Consider the following 17,380-nt stretch of genomic DNA (forward strand, 5'->3'; position numbering starts at 1 on the left):
AGAACATTAGGAGGTGCTAATTATGGCCAAAAAGATTGATATCCCCTGGGTGATTCAAGATCAAACAATAATAAAACATCAATTGCTAGAAAAATATATTGGTCCTTGGATGAACATCTTATATCAACAGCAGGCAAGAATGAAAATTAAGCAGCATCTTATGTATGTAGATGGTTTTTCCGGTCCAGGATATTACTGGAGTAATGAACAAAGAAACACTACTTGCATCGGTTCTCCTTTAATGGTAGCTTCTAAAGCCAATTTTTATATTGGACAGAATCCCAACCGTAAATTCGATATATTATGTATTGATAAAGAAGCTCAATGCGTTAATCTATTGGCTGCAAAATTAGCGGAAAAAAACATTTATAAACAAGACTGGAAAGTCGTCCAAACTCAATTTGAAAGCGAAATTAATAACCTATTAGATAATATTGAATCTAGCCGCACAAAGCTGCCCATCTTCTTTTTTATTGATCCATTTGGATATTCGGATTTTTCAATGAATACGATAAAACGAATCCTACAGCAACCATTAGTCGAATTATTTATAAATTTTATGGTTTACGATATTGTAAGACACTGTGAGAATGCACAATTCTACAAAAACATGGAACAGTTATTTGGAAATACAAAATTTAAAGAATTTAACTATGGATCGCCCGAACAAAAGCAAGCTTATCTAATAAACTTATATTGTGAAAATCTGAGGTCTATAGGGGGGGCCAAATACGTTATGCCATTTAGAGTGAATACTCCCAATATGGGAACCCGCCCACGATTTTATTTAGTACATGCATCGAACAATTATAAAGCTCTAACACTCATGAAAGACAATATGTCTAAAGTTAGTGAGAGCCCCTATGGATTCGAGGCCATCGGAATTGCCTCTGGGCAAATGAGCCTCTTTGAAGACCCCCAGAAATTGGAGTTAATTAAGCGTATTCTTGAATTTTGTGAAAAAAGAAGTCAAAGACCTTTTGAATATGATAAGATTGAAGAATGGGCCTATGTAAATACTAATGGGGTATCTCGAACAATAAAAGAATCATTATTAGTTCTTGAAAAGGAAAACGTAATTATTATCGATCGATTACCTAAGCAACGAAAAAATACGGTAACAAGTGGAGCTCTTATAAATATAACAGGAATAGCATTAGAACACTTGTTCTAGTCTGTTAATTGTATTATAATCTAACCGAAGGGAGGAATTTGTATGGCTGCAATTACATCCATTGAATGGACAGAAGCATCATGGAATCCAGCTACAGGGTGCACTAAGGTTTCCGCTGGATGCAAAAATTGTTACGCTTGTACGATGGCAAAACGGCTATTGGCAATGCAGAATCCTCGATATGCAAATGGCTTTAATGTCACTCTGCATAGTGATTTACTTGATCTTCCGCTCAAGTGGAAAAAACCGAGAAAAATTTTTGTGAATTCAATGTCAGACCTTTTTCATGAGAGCATTCCGACTGAGTTTATCGAAAAAGTATTTTTTACTATGCAGCAGGCTTCATGGCATACGTTTCAAATCTTAACCAAACGCGCCGAACGCTTAGCTGAACTTTCCCCCTCTCTAAAGTGGCCAAGTAATGTGTGGCAAGGTGTTACCGTAGAAAACGATGATGTAACCTATAGAATTGACTTTCTTAGAGAGACTGGTGCTAAAATAAAATTTTTATCATGTGAACCTTTAATCGGACCATTAGATAATCTGGACTTAACGAATATTGATTGGGTTATTGTAGGTGGAGAATCGGGCCCTAAAGCACGTCCTGTCGAAGAGGAATGGATTAAAAGTATTCGTGACCAGTGCCAAACTTCTAATACAGCCTTTTTCTTTAAACAATGGGGTGGAGTCCAAAAATATAAAACAGGCCGTCTTCTAGAAGGACGGCTATGGGATGAATATCCCCGCTCTGCTTTACAATATAATTTTGCAAAATAATTAAAATATGCCAGTGGACCTGTTGCCGAGACCGGCCTGAGACCCAGAGCATCAAAAAATTTTCAGAGGGCCTAGCGCTCCGTACCTTTTCCTAAGGAAAAAGTACGGAGTATTTCTATATAGAGCCCCAAAATGGAGATGTTCATATGACCGAAGAGACTGCTAAAAAGAAAAAACCGAAAAAGAAAGTAGGGAAGCGGGCCAATAATGAAGGAACAAGAATTAGTGAGCGTGCCGATGGGCGTTGGGAAACAAAGGTTACTACCGGATATCATCCTTTGACCGGTAAACCTAAGCGAAAATCCTTATATGGCAAGTCACAATCGGATGTAGAAGAAAAACTTGTAGAGTTTAAATATAAACTAAGAACCGGTCAATATGTAGAACCGGAAAAAGAAACCTTTGGAGACTGGCTCCTACAATGGCTATATGTTTATAAGAAACCAATGCCCAATAAAATTCGTATTGAAACATATTCAGACTATGTAGACTTAGCTAAGAAGCATATAATTCCTTTACTAGGGCATTATCTCTTAACTAAAGTACAATCTATTACCTTGCAGGAGTTCTTTAATTACAAGGCCGAATCTGGGCGTCTTGACGGAAAAGAGGGCGGCCTTTCAACTCGACGCTTGCATATGATGTATCAGTTGATTAACGGCGCTCTAACTAAGGCCAAAAAACTTAGAAAGATCCCGTCGAACCCTGCAGAAGATGTCGAGTTGCCCAGCATCGTATACAAAGAGTTTGATACCTACTCCCCCGAAGAAGTGGATTGTTATTTAGCAGCTCTAAAAGAAGACCGGCTCTATGCTGTTTTTCTTCTAGAATTAACGACTGGGTTAAGGAAAGGAGAACTCTTAGGGATTCCTGATCATTGTTTTGACCCCAATAAAGGGGAAGTTTATATCATCCAAACTATTAAGCGCAAAAAGTTAGAAGGGGAGGAAAAATCAAAACTTATTTTCTCTCAACCGAAGTCGAAAAAGAGCAAACGAATTATTCCTCTATTGCCCAAAGTCATTAAAGAAATTAAGCGCTTCCAATCTTTAAAACGTCAAGAAAAAATCCTTTTTGGTCCTGACTATACAGACAGCGGTCTGTTATTTACAACACCTTATGGAACACCCATTGAGCCGCGGAATCTAAATAGAAAACATGCTGCAATTACCAAAACAGCCGGAATCAAACTCCTAAGGGTTCATGATTTGCGGCATACGGTGGCAACCTTGCTTTTAGATGATGGTGAAAACCCAGTTAATGTGAGCGACCTCCTTGGACATGCCAAAACCAGTACCACATTAGATATTTACGGTCATAGTACTCCAGAAGGCAAAATCCGGGCTGTCTCTCGATTTAGCAATTTAATTAAGGCAATAAAATGAACCGGAGAAATCCGGTTTTTCTTTTTAAAAGCTAGTTGTCGTCAAGTTGTCGTCAAGTTGTCGTCAAAGCTATTATCTACACTTCCATACAACATAAAAAAGCACTGCAATCCCTTGCAGTGCCTACATTTCTTATGGAGCGGACGACGAGATTCGAACTCGCGATCCTCGGCTTGGGAAGCCAATGCTCTACCGCTGAGCCACGTCCGCAGGATATCGATAAAGGGTTTTACTGTCTAAGCCTCGCTAGACTATCAGACTTCCTTTTCCCAACAAAGAGAATTATAAGCGCAAAGATCAAATATGTCAATCTCCATTTAAGGAGCCCGATAGGCGTCCGCCCAATTTGCTAAATCTCCACGGAAGTTAGTGCTTAAAGTAAGGATCTTGCAATAGGGTTGATCCTTAAAGTGTTCCATATAAGGAACGAACCCACTTTTTGAAACTGGAATGTCAATTTGCCCTGAATGTCCTATGCAAATGATTTTACAGGAATCATGGACGCGTGTTAAAATCTTTCTTAACTCTTGAACAGAAAAGTTCTGACATTCATCGATAATAATCGTCATGTCCTTAAGATTGGTTCCTCTTAGGAAGACTGGACTCTTAGGGTAACACCAAACTCCATCCATGGCCCGTTTTATACTTACTTTTCTGCGCATTGCCTCATTAGCCAATGTTTCTTCATTATAAATGCACTGAGTAGGATTCTCATTAATCTCTAAGAGAGCATCTACCAGTGGTTGATAATAAATACTTTCTTTTTCAGACTGAGTTCCGGGTCTGAATCCCATGGAAGATTCTTGGACGGGATTAAAAATATAGGTTAAAGGTTTCTTAATAATTTTAGCGCAAGCAACTGCAAGAGTGGTCTTTCCAGTACCCGCTTTAGCGTTTACCATTACTAACTGTTTATCAAAAATAGCGTCAACATATTCACGTTGTTCGACGGTCAATCTTGGCTCAAAACCAAACAATAAGTTATTCTCAGGTAGTGGCATAGTACTCACCTAATCCTTATCGTGTTTATTCTGCTCTAGATACTGTCAGTATATGATCAATAATCTTATGCTCTTATTATTTCTCCTAAATCGATTTACATTCTCCCATTCCAAGACCTTCAACTACAACAAAAAAAGTCCTGATTTTTCCACAAAGGAAATTAACAGAACCGATTTTATATTAATTTAATCCTACCTACTATTAAGAAGCACAGATTGAGTAACAAAAAGTGGTGCCTCAGGACGGAATCGAACCGCCGACACGAGGATTTTCAGTCCTCTGCTCTACCGACTGAGCTACCGAGGCATAACCGATGTTAAATATTCGATGTCCGATGTTCGATCTGAGTATTATTACCTGACTCGTACCACGAACTACGAACTACGAATTTCGAGTTTGGTGACCCGTACGGGATTCGAACCCGTGTAACCGCCGTGAAAGGGCGGTGTCTTGGACCGCTTGACCAACGGGCCGCTTTCATTGTCTGTCATCAGATACCGTATATCAGACTTAAGTAAACCTGCCTGGCCTCCGATTACTGTCTTCAGGAGAAAGGACACTCACAAATATGAATTTTACATGAAGTTCCCTTCCTTGTCAAGAGTTATATATTTTGATGAAGTTCATTATCCTTGGAACAATATCCTTGGAAACAACAAAAATGGGTTATATATTAAATTTACTTAATGTATCTTGCAATTCTTCGGCCATTTTAGCTAAAACTTGGCTCGATGAGGCTATTTCCTCGACCGAAGCAGATTGTTCCTCTGTCGCTGCCGATACAGTCTGGGTTTGTCCTGTGATTTCTCGACTTGTCTCATAAATATCTGCAATCGATGAAACAATTCTTTCAGCTCCCGAGGCCATTTGTTGAATTTCTTCAGAAATTTCACCAATCTGTGCAGAAACTTGGTTAACTAAGCTCGAAATTTCGGTAAATGCTTGACCTGCAGTCTCCGCAACTTCTGTCCCTAGTTTAACCTGATGAGTTCCCTCATTCATGGCAAGGACTGCTTTCTGTGTGTCTTGTTGTATGCCATGAATTAACAAGGCAATTTGTTTCGACGCATCCTGAGATTGTTCGGCCAATTTTCGAACCTCATCTGCAACAACTGCAAACCCTCTTCCTTGTTCACCAGCTCGCGCAGCTTCAATGGCTGCATTTAAGGCCAGAAGGTTTGTCTGAGCAGCAATACCCGATATCGTATCTACGATCTGCCCAATTTCTTTGGACCGCTCCCCTAAATTCATGACCACATCTGCAGAATCCGTCACGGTCCTTTCGATATTAACCATTTGTTGCATAGTTTTATCAATTGCTTGGCTGCCTTCTGCAGCCGAAAAAGAGGTTTTTTCCGAAGACCTAACTACAATTTTAGCATTTTCCAGCATCTGCTGAATCCCTGCTGACATTTGCTCGACACTTGCAGAGGTCTCATTAACTGCATTAAGTTGTCTCTCTGCACCAACAGAGACTTCCATTATAGCCGTTGATACCTGTTGTGATGCTTGAGCAGATTGTTCTGCTCCAGCGCTCAATTGTTGAGATGACGCTGCCACTTGTCTTGAGGACGATGACACTTGTTGAACAAGGTCAATTAAATTATCCGTCATGGTTCGGAAAGCTCTACCCAGATGTCCAAGTTCATCTTTTGAGTTATTATCAAATTGTCCGATTTTCAAATTCCCCTTGGCTATTTCGTTGGCGTTTTCTGCCATTTGGGCAATTTGTTTCGAGATTTTATTACTAAGTACTGTCCCTGCAATAAGGGAAATACCCAAAGCTAACAAAATTGATAGGATCGTGTAAATGATGCTTTGTTGAGTCTTCCGCTTAAGCTCCATTTGCTTTGCTAAAACAAGCTTATCAATATCATCCACCCAGTTACCCGTTCCAATCACCCAGTTATAAGGCTGAAACAATAATGTATAACTTCTTTTAGGCAAGGCTTCTGTTTCATTGGGCTTTGCAAAGGTATAATCTGTATAACCTCCGCCTGCTTGAGTCCCGTTAGCAATAAAAGACTTAATGAAAAGTTTCCCCTGACTGTCCTTACTCTCATAACGTGATTTTCCTTCAGAAGCCTCTCGCCCTAGAAGAACCACGTTTACTCCATCCGTAGTATCGATCCAAAAATAATTTTCTTTATCAAAACGTAAATTTCTGACTAAATCTGCTGCTTTCTTTTTTGCTTCTTCCGGTGTATACTCGCCTTTCTGCTGCCGATTATATATATCTTGAACCAAACTATAAGCTGTTTGTACCTCTAATTTAACGGTTCGGTCAAACTGTTCATATAACGTATCACGGTATTGCTGTGTATTCGTTTTTTCTGCCAGTAGCACATTGTAAATGTTATACCCACCCAAAATTGATCCCATAATGAAGGCTGTCGTTACTAATAATAAAATAATGCGATATTTGATTTTAGTCATTCTTATCTTCCTCCTAAATGTTTAACTTCTCCATGCCCGCCGCGACCTCCAATTTACCCTATATGTTCTGAGAAGATTAAGCTATTCCTTGGGGTAAAAAACAAAATCGCTCTCCAAAATAGACAGCGAAAAGCTCTAAATTGGCGGCTCGGCCATCATCACCTGAGAGTGGAAGACCCGAAGCTTTGCGTCCTCAGTTTTCACTGAGTTTGCCTTTGGCAATTGTCTTATGTAGTTTACAAATAACTCCGTGTGCAACCTACTATTACGCTAACATGATCTCCCTAGCTTCTTTTAGCCCAATTGACTATAACATATATAGTATAAATTTGGAATATATTTTATTATGTATTTCAACAATATTTCTATTTATTCCCCAAAGTATATGCTTTAAACTTAAATTTGGAGCAGAAAAAGGCAGCAACTTGACATAGCGGTCAGATTGCTGCCTTCCCGTATTTCATTAGTGCGAGATAATGTACCTTCTGGGAGCCAACCATGATCTTTGAAAATGGTGTGTTATGAAATCTTGAACTTCAATAAGGATTGTTGCAATTCATCGGCCATAGTCGCTAAAACCTGACTCGAAGAGGCAATTTCCTCCACTGAGGCCGTCTGTTCTTCCGTAGCAGCAGAAACCGTCTGAGTCTGTCCTGTAATATCTCGACTCGTCTCATGGATCTCAGCAACAGAAGAAACAATACGTTGGCTTCCGAGTGCCATTTGTTGAATCTCGTCTGAGATTTCTCTAACCTGAAACGATACTTGATTGACTAATGTCGTAATTTCATTAAATGCTTGGCCAGCAGTTTCTGCGACTTCGGTCCCAAGTTTGACCTGATGTGTTCCTTCATTCATCGAAATGACTGCATTTTGTGTGTCTTGTTGAATTTCATTGATCAATAAAGCAATTTGTTTGGAAGCTTCCTGTGATTGTTCTGCTAACTTACGAACTTCATCCGCGACAACAGCAAACCCTCTTCCTTGCTCTCCTGCTCGCGCAGCCTCAATTGCTGCATTTAAGGCGAGCAGATTGGTCTGTGCGGCAATACCCGATATTGTATCGACTATCTGCCCTATCTCCCTAGATCGCTCCCCTAAGCTCATAACCACATTTGCTGATCCAGTCACTGTTTTCTCAATATTGATCATTTGTTGAATGGTTTTATCGATTGCCTGACTTCCATCTACAGCGGAGAGTGCCGTTTTCTCAGTGGTCTTGACGGCAGTTTTGGCATTTCCAGATATTTGTTGAATTCCAGCAGACATTTGCTGTACAACCGCCGATGTTTCATTAACAGCATTGCGTTGCTTTTCTGTTCCTACGGAGACTTCCATAATGGCTGCAGCTACCTGCTGGGAAGCCTGCGCGGATTCTTCTGCTCCAGCACTCAATTGTTGAGAAGATGCAGCAACTTGCTCTGAGGACAATGACACTTGTTGAACCAGCTGGATTAAATTATCCGTCATAGTTCGGAATGCTCTGCCCAGCTGACCTATCTCATCTTTTGAGCTACTTTCAAATTTTCCGATTTTTAGATTACCTTTTGCAATTTCCTCAGCATCGTCTGCTATGCTAACAATTTGTTTTGAAATTTTATTGCTTAAAAGGATTCCGAATACTAGAGAAACTCCAAAGGCTAAGATCATGGATATAATTGTATTGATAATGCTTTTCTTGCTCTTTTCTTTATAATCCAGTTGTTTTGCTAAAACAAGTTTATCAATATCATCAACCCAGTTCCCTGTCCCTATCACCCAATTATAGGGCTGAAACAACAAAGAATAACTCCTCTTAGGTAACGCTTCGGTTTGATTAGGCTTAGCAAATGAATAGTTTGTATAACCACCACCTACTGAAGATCCGTTAGTTATTATCTCCCGAATATAAAATATACCCTTGCTGTCCTTGCTGTCAAATCGTGATTTGCCCTCTGTATCTCTCCCCAGATAGACAACATTAATTCCTTCCGTCGTATCAATCCAAAAGTAATTATCCTTGTCATATTGTAATTTTCTAACTAAGTCAGCTGCTTTCTTTTTTGCTTCTTCTGGAGTTAATTCCCCTTTTTGCTGACTGTTATAGGTATCTTGAATTAAACTGTAAGCAGTTTGCACTTGAAGTTTTACTGTCCGATCAAATTGTTCATATAAAGTATTGCGATACTGTGTTATGTTCGTTTGTTCTGTCACTTTCACATTATAAATAGTGTACCCTCCAAGAATTGAACCCATAATCAAAGCCGTTGTCAATAATAAAAGAATAATTCTATATTTTATTTTGGTCATACTCCTATCTCCCCTTCTTAAATTACAATCGTCGTAATGCCACAAAAAATAAGCAACAAATATGTAGGATATTACGAGACGATCCCTTTTCTAATCCTTTTCTCCCCTCCATAAAACTATAACATATGTCAAAAAATTTTAATATAGTACTTTATTCCATAATATTCTGCCAATTCAGCCATTATTATATTTTTTGGGGTTCTAGCTAAACCCGCTTGTGCATGTAAATAAAATTAAAAAGACAGTAATTAAACCTTTCCTGTCTAATTACTGTCTTCTGTCGGTAATATTATATAGAGCCTAAAATTTAAAAATATACATTTCTAAAATGGTGAGCCATCCGCGACTCGAACGCGGGACACCCTGATTAAAAGTCAGGTGCTCTAGCCAACTGAGCTAATGGCTCAAAGTATTTGTACCACGAATTTAGATGTTACACTAAAATATTATAGGTGTCAAGACTTTTTAATACTTAGAAATTATTTTGAGAATTATTTACAGTCTACTAAACCCCAAAGAATTATTCCTAATCTTACGCAATTTAGGTCTCAAGGTATCTATCCATGATAAAGAACTAAAAAATTTCTCCGCGAACAATGGTTTGTTCGCGTCCTGGACCTATGGCAACCAAGGTAGCCGGAGCTCCAGAGAGCTCTTCAATCCGAAGAACATAGTTTTGGGCTGCCATGGGAAGGTCCTCAAAACGGCGTACATGAGTCAAATCTTCCTGCCAACCAGGCATTTCCTCATAAACAGGTTGAGATTGTTTGAAGATTTTTTGACTTTGTGGGAATTCTCGGATGATTTCTCCCCCTACACGATATCCAACACAGATTTTTAGTGTATCAAACCCGGTAAGGACATCAAGTTTCGTAACGGCAAAATCAGAAATTCCACTCACTCGAACTGCATAGCGAGCAATGACTGCATCAAACCAACCACAGCGACGTGGCCGTCCGGTAGTGGTTCCAAACTCATGTCCATTCGCCCGCATTTTTTCTCCGGTCTCATCTAGCAGTTCTGTCGGGAAAGGGCCTTCTCCGACACGGGTTGTATAAGCTTTTATTACCCCGACCACGCGATCGATACGGGTTGGGCCGACCCCTGCTCCGATACAAGCTCCTCCGGCAATCGGATTTGAAGATGTCACGTAGGGGTACGTACCATGATCAATGTCCAGTAAAGTCCCCTGAGCGCCTTCGAAAAGCACTTTCCCTCCTGAGAGAATACTTCCGTCAATCGCCAGTGAAGTGTCGGTCACCATCGAACGTAGTTGTTCGGCATAACCTAGGTATGTTTCATAGATATCTTCAAATTTAAGAGCTTCCTGACCATAAACCTTCACGAACAAGTTATTTTTTTCTACTAAATTTCGTTTCAACTTCTCAGCAAATTCATCTTTATCCATGAGGTCAATCATGCGAATTCCAATTCTCGACGCCTTATCCATGTAACAAGGACCAATGCCACGCTTGGTAGTACCAATTTTATGCTCACCGCGTGCTTCTTCTTCCAAGCCATCAAGAACACAGTGGTAAGGCATAATAACATGAGCATTGCCACTTATCAGCAGTTTACCCGTCTTAATGCCCCGCTCGGCAAGGTAACCGAGTTCCGTCAACAAAACCTTCGGATCAATCACGACACCATTGCCAATGACAGAGGTTTTATCTGAATAAAGGATTCCCGAAGGAATAAGGTTAAACTTAAACTCTTCTCCATTCACTACAACTGTATGACCAGCATTGTTTCCACCTGCGTAACGGACAACGACATTCGCCTTTTCAGCCAGGAAGTCCGTGATCTTACCTTTTCCCTCGTCACCCCATTGAGAACCTATTAATACGACAGCAGCCATTGATTATTCCTCCCATCTTTCATAAAGAAAACTTGGCTAGTCCCTTCTTGCCATCCTTGGCCAGCGTGTTATAATCCCAATCGGCTAAAAATATCATCAACGTGCCCCAAGTGATATTTCAAATCAAACAAGCCCTGAATTTCTTCTTTGGTCAGATAGTTTACCACACGGGCATCCGCTGAAACAACTTCAATGAAATCAAGCCCCTGATCCCAGGCTTGAAAAGCATCCTGTTGAACCCAAGCATAAGCTTCTTCTCTCATACATCCATGTTCGACCAAGGCAAGGAGAACACGTTGAGAAGACGTCAGTCCAAAGGTCTTCTGAAGGTTTCGCTTCATTTGATCCTCACGAATTTTAAGACCCGATATAACTTTCGTCATCTGACGGAACATGTGATCCAATAAAAGGCAACTATCCGGAAGAATTATCCGTTCCACTGAGGAATGGGTCATATCTCGTTCATGCCAGAGCGCCATATTCTCCATCGCCGCTAACGCATTACCACGTAGTAGCCGTGACATGCCCGCTACCTGTTCACATACGATTGGATTACGTTTGTGAGGCATTGCCGAGGATCCTTTTTGCCCAGCCGCAAACGATTCTTCAACCTCCAGTATATCGGTCCGTTGTAAATTACGAATCTCTGTCGCAATCTTTTCCAGCGTACCTCCGATTAACGCTAACGTGGTCACAAAGTGCGCATGTCTGTCCCTTTGCAAGATTTGATTACTCACTAAAGCTGCCTCTAATCCTAAGTGGAGGCAGACTTCCTCCTCTATATTAGGCGAAACGTTAGCATATGTTCCTACTGCTCCAGAAATCTTTCCGGCACTCACCGAAACGATTGCCTGGTCAAGTCGTTCTTTTTGACGATCTAGTTCGGCAATCCATAAGGCGAGCTTCAAGCCGAACGTTAGCGGCTCAGCATGAATACCGTGCGTTCGGCCAACCATCACCGTATATTTACTTTCCAGTGCACGCTTAACCAACGCATCTCTGAGCTCTAGAAGGTCACTCTTCAGTAACAAGCCTGAATCTCTTAAAACAAGACTTAAAGCAGTATCCTTTACATCAGAAGACGTCAAGCCAAGATGGAGGTATTTTCCGGCTTCCCCAGTCTCCTCAACAACCGCTTGTAAAAAAGCAATCAGGTCGTGACGAACCACAGCCTCGATTTCTAAAACCCGTTTCGGATTTACTTTAGCCGATCGTCGGATTTCCTCCATGGCTTCTAGAGGTATTTCCCCCCGTTTCGCCATGACCTCAGCGACGGCCAGTTCAACTTCTAACCAACGTTCATATTCATATCCTTCTTGCCATAGCTTGCCCATTTCAGGGTGAGTATATCGTTCGAGCAATCCTTCGCCCCCTGTCATTTCTAAACTCCTGATCAAAAACTGCCTGTACCTATTTTACCTTAGATACGATATCCCGTCCTACCACAACTCCGGTTGCCGAAGCCTGCATCAAGCCTCGGGTAATTCCTGCTCCATCCCCAATCGTATATAATCGAGGGATCTCCGTTTCAAAGTTCGTTTTTACTTTGACCTTCGAAGAGTAGAACTTAACCTCCACCCCATACAACAACGTGTTTTTAGCGTACATACCAGGCGCGATTTTATCAAATGCTTTGAGGGTTTCGATTAATGAAGTTAAATACCGTTCTGGAAGCACATAACTAAGGTCTCCGGGAACTGCAGAAAGCAGCGTTGGAATTGTCGTCGACTGGTGCAGACGGCTTTCCGTTGTCCGCCGTCCTTGGAGAAGATCTCCCAAACGCTGAACCATGACCCCACCACCCGTCAACATGTTCGCCAGCCGGGCAATATAACGACCGTATTCGATCGGTTGATTAAAGGGCTCTGTAAAACGAGTTGAAACCAATAAAGCAAAGTTGGTGTTCTTGGTTTTCTTATCAGGATCAGCATAACTATGCCCATTAACCACTGCTATTCCTCCGTCGTAGTGCTCCTCAGAAACCACACCACCTGGATTGACGCAGAAGCTTCGAGTCTTAAGATCATAGGTATCTGAGTAATAGACGAGTTTTGGTTCGTAGAGTTCGCGTGTTAAATGGTCCAGAATCGAGTTTGGTACTTCAACTCGTACTCCAATATCAACTTCATTATTTTCCGTGGCAACGCCTAAACGAATGGTCTGCTCAGCAAGCCAATTTGCTCCCCCCCTGCCTGGAGCAGCAACTACGTAGCGAGCGGATACCTCATCCATTTCTTGCTCGTCCCGTCTCTGAATAGTTGCCCCTAAAACCCCTTGAGGACCGGCCAAAATATCTTTAACCTCAGCAAGTTCCCAAAAAGTTGTATTCGTATGGGTCATGAGATGTTCATACATGCCCTTCAAGACATCATAAGCCAACTCGGTTCCCAAATGACGTATCGGACAATGAATCAACTGAATATTGTGGCGGGAAGCCTCATATCGGATCTCTTCCACCCGGTGGTTATCGAGGCCATATACTGTTTCTTGCGCTTTAAATTGACGGTAAATAGAATCGGTATAATCAATTAACTCCTGGGCCTGAGACTCTTTCATATATTCGGTCAATCGACCGCCAACTGCCGGACTCAATGATAGTTTTCCATCACTGAATGCCCCCGCACCCGACCATCCTCTGGTAATCGCACATGGATTGCACCCAACACAAACTCCCGTTGCCCGGGCTGGGCACTTTCTCTTTTCTATCGTTCTTCCATTATCCACAATAAGAATTTTCAACGTTTGATTGTGCTTTGATAACTCTAAGGCCGTAAAAATACCGGCTGGACCGGCTCCTATAATTAAGACATCGACTTCATGTTTCAATAGTATCCCTCCTAGAGCCGTCTTCTGTTCCCAACTAGCAAAGATTCTCTAATCACAAACACCTTCATCTTAACAATCCACCTCCTCCTTGTCAATCCAATAATCGAACATTATTCATAAATATACATAAAACATTCGACAATTTCAGAGGTCGTCTAACTCACAAATTAGTATTTTCATGTAAACCCGTTCAGCTAAAGCTGGACATAGAGACATTAGATACGCAAGTTTCCAGTGAGGACTCACCTCACCTGACGTTTACGAAGAACCCCCACTCAGAAGAACTGGAGGTCTGAGGTTACAACCATAAAAAACCCCCAGCCTAAGAGTGGCATGGGGGAAATCATTAAGCCATTTGATGTTGTCGTTCAAGATTTACAAATTTAGTAAACTCCTTGAGAAAGCCTAATTCTACGGTTCCTACAGGACCATTACGATGTTTTGCAATGATTATCTCTGCAATCCCTTTTTTCTCAGATTCCGAATGGTAATACTCATCTCGATAAATAAATGAAATTAAATCAGCATCCGCTTCAATGGCCCCCGACTCCAATAAATCCGACATAATAGGCCGTTTATCCTGACGTTGCTCAACTCCACGATTAAGCTGTGATAAGGCAATGACAGGGACTTTTAGTTCACGAGCAAGCCCTTTTAGAGTTCTCGAAATTTGTGCCACCTCCTGCTGTCGGCTTTCTGTCTTCTTTCCAACCGATAACAACTGAAGGTAGTCTATAATAATCATCCCTAAATTGTGCTCCATCTTTAATCTACGGGCTTTTGAACGCAACTCAGCTAAGGAAATTCCTACGGTATCATCGATAAAAATTGGTGCGTCAGAGAGTGGCCCCACAGCACGAGTTAATTTCGGCCAATCAGTATCGAGCAAATCACCAGTCCTTACTCGCTGTTGGTCAACCATCGCTTCTCCACAGAGCATCCGCTGCACTAATTGTTCCTTCGACATTTCTAAACTAAAAACAGCAACTGGCACTTTCGCCCGAACCGCGGCATTTTGGGCCATATTTAAAACTAAAGCGGTTTTTCCCATTGAGGGCCGGGCGGCAATAATGACTAAATCAGAGGGTTGCCAACCCGAAGTCATTCGGTCTAATTCCGTGAAAAAAGTCGGAACACCCGTAAGATTTCCTTTATGAGCATAGAGATACTCGATTTTCTCAAACGTTTCTAGTAAAACGTCGCGAATAAAGCTAAATCCATCTTTTACTCGACGCCTCGAAAGATCAAGAATCAGTTTTTCAGCCTCTTCTAGGAGGTTACGGGCCTCTTCTCCTGGCTCATATCCCCGTTCTAAAATACTATTAGAGGCCCGAATTAACTGACGCAAAAGTGCCTTTTCCGTCACTAGTTTAGCGTAATACTCCACATTGGCTGCCGAAGGAACAGAACGAGCAATCTCAGAGATTGTTGCAATTCCGCCGACCTGTTCCAAACGCCCTTGCTGACGCAAGATTTCGGCGACACTTACAAGGTCTATGGGGTCTCCTTTTTCAAAGAGATCCCGAATTGCCGAAAAAATTAAACGATGATTATCTCTATAAAAGTCTTCCGGTTGAAGTATTTCAAAGACTGAACTTCCAGACTCCGGTTCGAGCATCATCGCACCCAAGACCGCTTGTTCGGCCTCTAAATTCTGTGGCGGAACTCTCAATAGTTCCATATCCTCTCCCCTTCCGACTCTAAACCTCTCTAGATATAAAGAAAATGCAAGCTATACTTTTTGACTAGTCCTAAAATACATGACTCATAGCCTCTTCGATCGTACTGACAGCGACCACTTCTATCCCTTGCAGACTTTCTGGTACATCTGCCCTGTTTTCCGATGGGATCAAAACTTTGCGAACTTCAACCTGTTTCGCTCCAAAAATTTTTTCGTAAATGCCACCGACCGGTTTCACCTTGCCTTGAATAGAAATTTCCCCAGTAACAGCAATATCCTGGCGAAGTGGTTTCTTTTTCAGAGCACTATATATTGCTAGTGTTGTTGCAAGTCCCGCTGAAGGACCATCAATTTTTGCCCCACCCACAATATTAACGTGCACATCGTAATTACGTAAATCTTCTCCTGTCAGTTCACGTATGACGGCAGTAGCATTAAAGACTGCATCTCTAGCCATACTTCCTGCCGTTTCATTAAATCGAACAGCACCTTTACCCTCACGACCTGGGAAGGTAATCGCCTCAATCTCCAATACTGATCCTAAAAATCCTGAGACGCCAAGTCCCAGAATTCTCCCCACTTCAAAACCTGCCTGAACCTTTCGAACAATAGTGGGAGTGAGTCGCCCAGAACGCAGGACCTCATAAACATCGGCACAAGTTACTTGCGCGACCGCTTGATCCGGGTTTCGATATCTAGCCAAGCCGTAGGCATCCGTTAGAATACTATTTGCCTTACGTCCTTCGATCACATAGTCACTGATTATTTCAGGGACATTGTCTTCCAACGTTACTCCCAGTTTTTGGGCAGATTGGCGAACAATGTGCTGAACATTTCTAGGCTCTAGAGGGACAAAAAAAACTTCAGAGCAGCGAGAACGAAGGGCCGGATTAAGCTCAGCCGGATCTCGTGTCGTAGCTCCAATGAGTACAAAATCAGCAGGGGCGCCTTCATCAAAGAGTTTCTTTATCCACAGTGGCACCCGAGTGTCCCCAGGATCATAATATGAGGAATCAAACGTCACACGCTTATCTTCAAGCACTTTAAGCAGCTTATTTAAAAGCAAGGGATCCATTTCCCCTATTTCATCAATAAATAGAATCCCGCCGTGAGCGTCACTCGCCAACCCCATTTTGGGTTCCGGTATGCCTGTATCTGCTAAATCATGCTTTGCACCTTGGTATATTGGATCATGCACTGATCCTAAAAGGGGATTAGTCACATCCCGCGGGTCCCATCGCAACGTCGTGCCATCCACCTCGATAAACGGGGCCTCTTTGACAAAAGGAGAATGGGGATGACTCTTAACCACTTCTAAGGCCACTCGGGCGGCCGAAGTTTTACCGACTCCGGGTGGACCATAAATCAACATGTGCTGAGGATACGGTGTTGCTAACTTTGCAAGAAGGGCTTGCAAAGCGCTCTCCTGTCCTACTATCTCCTCTACAGTCTGTGGCCGCAAGACATCTGAAGCTGAGCTTTTTAAGGAAACTGTATTCATCTTTTCGAGCACAGCCAACTTTTTAAGAGTTTGTGCATTCTCCGGACCTGACGATTCCTGAAGCACATGCATTTTTATTTCTTTGACATAATCCTCATGCCGATCCTGTATCTTTTCCGTAACAACACGTTCCAAGCGTTCTTCTACAGAACGCCGAGCAATAAGATCCGCGATCTGTTCCTCGATCTCGTCTAAAACTTGAGGGATTTCAGCTTTATTGGGAATCGTTTGATCTGTCGGATCGTCCGAAAGAATTTTGCGTAGACCGGTAACTCGTTCAACAAGCTCATTCGAACGCATCAGCTTGAGCGCTTCCAAGCGACTAGCCTTAAGTACTAGTTTGTCTGTTCCATAATAATTGGAAAGTAAAACATAGAGTGCCTCAACTTCCCTACTCCACTCTTCTTCGTCCGGTAACCGTTCACTCAGATCTTTATGATTTAACCATTTT

Annotated in this window: 11 protein-coding genes, 4 tRNA genes and 1 riboswitch; of the genes, 3 read left to right on the top strand and 12 right to left on the bottom strand. The window is 41.8% G+C overall.

The window, feature by feature from the left end; all coding sequences use genetic code 11:
- The first annotated feature begins 22 nt into the window (after positions 1-22).
- From tcmP to UF75_RS10370, 3 genes are all read left to right on the top strand, one after another.
- Positions 23-1,174, top strand: coding sequence for a three-Cys-motif partner protein TcmP (gene tcmP, locus UF75_RS10360; RefSeq protein WP_197079370.1), 1,152 nt, complete (start codon positions 23-25; stop codon positions 1,172-1,174).
- A 42-nt stretch (positions 1,175-1,216) separates the two neighbouring features.
- Positions 1,217-1,951, top strand: coding sequence for a phage Gp37/Gp68 family protein (locus UF75_RS10365; RefSeq protein WP_045574530.1), 735 nt, complete (start codon positions 1,217-1,219; stop codon positions 1,949-1,951).
- Positions 1,952-2,097: 146 nt separating this feature from the next.
- Complete coding sequence (locus tag UF75_RS10370; protein ID WP_045574531.1) at positions 2,098-3,336, top strand: site-specific integrase; 1,239 nt, start codon at positions 2,098-2,100, stop codon at positions 3,334-3,336.
- 135 nt (positions 3,337-3,471) lie between these two features.
- Here the strand turns inward: UF75_RS10370 and UF75_RS10375 are convergent.
- The 12 genes from UF75_RS10375 to lonC form a co-directional block, all read right to left on the bottom strand.
- Positions 3,472-3,546 (bottom strand) — tRNA-Gly (locus UF75_RS10375).
- 107 nt (positions 3,547-3,653) lie between these two features.
- Complete coding sequence (locus tag UF75_RS10380) at positions 3,654-4,337, bottom strand: PhoH family protein (protein ID WP_045574532.1); 684 nt, start codon at positions 4,335-4,337, stop codon at positions 3,654-3,656.
- A gap of 231 nt (positions 4,338-4,568) precedes the next feature.
- Positions 4,569-4,644: transfer RNA gene (locus tag UF75_RS10385), tRNA-Phe, on the bottom strand.
- A gap of 91 nt (positions 4,645-4,735) precedes the next feature.
- Positions 4,736-4,811, bottom strand: a tRNA-Glu gene (locus UF75_RS10390).
- 193 nt (positions 4,812-5,004) lie between these two features.
- The gene (locus tag UF75_RS10395) at positions 5,005-6,774 is read right to left on the bottom strand and encodes a methyl-accepting chemotaxis protein (RefSeq protein WP_045574533.1); all 1,770 of its coding nucleotides are present in this window, start codon (positions 6,772-6,774) and stop codon (positions 5,005-5,007) included.
- A gap of 139 nt (positions 6,775-6,913) precedes the next feature.
- A riboswitch (cyclic di-GMP riboswitch) is annotated at positions 6,914-6,998 on the bottom strand.
- Positions 6,999-7,293: 295 nt separating this feature from the next.
- On the bottom strand, positions 7,294-9,063 hold the full coding sequence (locus tag UF75_RS10400; RefSeq protein ID WP_045574534.1) for a methyl-accepting chemotaxis protein: 1,770 nt from the start codon (positions 9,061-9,063) through the stop codon (positions 7,294-7,296).
- Between the two features lie 329 nt (positions 9,064-9,392).
- Positions 9,393-9,469, bottom strand: a tRNA-Lys gene (locus tag UF75_RS10405).
- A gap of 168 nt (positions 9,470-9,637) precedes the next feature.
- Positions 9,638-10,921 (bottom strand): adenylosuccinate synthase, encoded by a 1,284-nt coding sequence (locus UF75_RS10410; RefSeq protein WP_045574535.1) that lies wholly within the window; start codon positions 10,919-10,921, stop codon positions 9,638-9,640.
- A gap of 68 nt (positions 10,922-10,989) precedes the next feature.
- Positions 10,990-12,300 (bottom strand): adenylosuccinate lyase, encoded by a 1,311-nt coding sequence (gene purB, locus UF75_RS10415; protein WP_045574536.1) that lies wholly within the window; start codon positions 12,298-12,300, stop codon positions 10,990-10,992.
- Between the two features lie 31 nt (positions 12,301-12,331).
- Positions 12,332-13,747 (bottom strand): FAD-dependent protein, encoded by a 1,416-nt coding sequence (locus tag UF75_RS10420; protein ID WP_045574537.1) that lies wholly within the window; start codon positions 13,745-13,747, stop codon positions 12,332-12,334.
- 346 nt (positions 13,748-14,093) lie between these two features.
- On the bottom strand, positions 14,094-15,428 hold the full coding sequence (dnaB, locus tag UF75_RS10425; RefSeq protein ID WP_045574538.1) for a replicative DNA helicase: 1,335 nt from the start codon (positions 15,426-15,428) through the stop codon (positions 14,094-14,096).
- A 70-nt stretch (positions 15,429-15,498) separates the two neighbouring features.
- The gene (gene lonC, locus UF75_RS10430) at positions 15,499-17,358 is read right to left on the bottom strand and encodes a Lon family ATP-dependent protease (protein WP_082075098.1); all 1,860 of its coding nucleotides are present in this window, start codon (positions 17,356-17,358) and stop codon (positions 15,499-15,501) included.
- Positions 17,359-17,380 lie beyond the last annotated feature (22 nt).

It is taken from the genome of Desulfosporosinus sp. I2 (assembly GCF_000960765.1).
Lineage (GTDB): Bacteria > Bacillota > Desulfitobacteriia > Desulfitobacteriales > Desulfitobacteriaceae > Desulfosporosinus.

What these genes read in the sequence shown, in the direction of transcription:
- UF75_RS10410 (WP_045574535.1), bottom strand. Translation starts at nt 10,921, where the DNA reads ATGGCTGCTGTCGTATTAATAGGTTCTCAATGGGGTGACGAGGGAAAA.
- UF75_RS10380 (WP_045574532.1), bottom strand. Translation starts at nt 4,337, where the DNA reads ATGCCACTACCTGAGAATAACTTATTGTTTGGTTTTGAGCCAAGATTG.
- purB (WP_045574536.1), bottom strand. Translation starts at nt 12,300, where the DNA reads ATGACAGGGGGCGAAGGATTGCTCGAACGATATACTCACCCTGAAATG.
- UF75_RS10400 (WP_045574534.1), bottom strand. Translation starts at nt 9,063, where the DNA reads ATGACCAAAATAAAATATAGAATTATTCTTTTATTATTGACAACGGCT.
- tcmP (WP_197079370.1), top strand. Translation starts at nt 23, where the DNA reads ATGGCCAAAAAGATTGATATCCCCTGGGTGATTCAAGATCAAACAATA.
- UF75_RS10395 (WP_045574533.1), bottom strand. Translation starts at nt 6,774, where the DNA reads ATGACTAAAATCAAATATCGCATTATTTTATTATTAGTAACGACAGCC.
- UF75_RS10370 (WP_045574531.1), top strand. Translation starts at nt 2,098, where the DNA reads ATGACCGAAGAGACTGCTAAAAAGAAAAAACCGAAAAAGAAAGTAGGG.
- dnaB (WP_045574538.1), bottom strand. Translation starts at nt 15,428, where the DNA reads ATGGAACTATTGAGAGTTCCGCCACAGAATTTAGAGGCCGAACAAGCG.
- UF75_RS10365 (WP_045574530.1), top strand. Translation starts at nt 1,217, where the DNA reads ATGGCTGCAATTACATCCATTGAATGGACAGAAGCATCATGGAATCCA.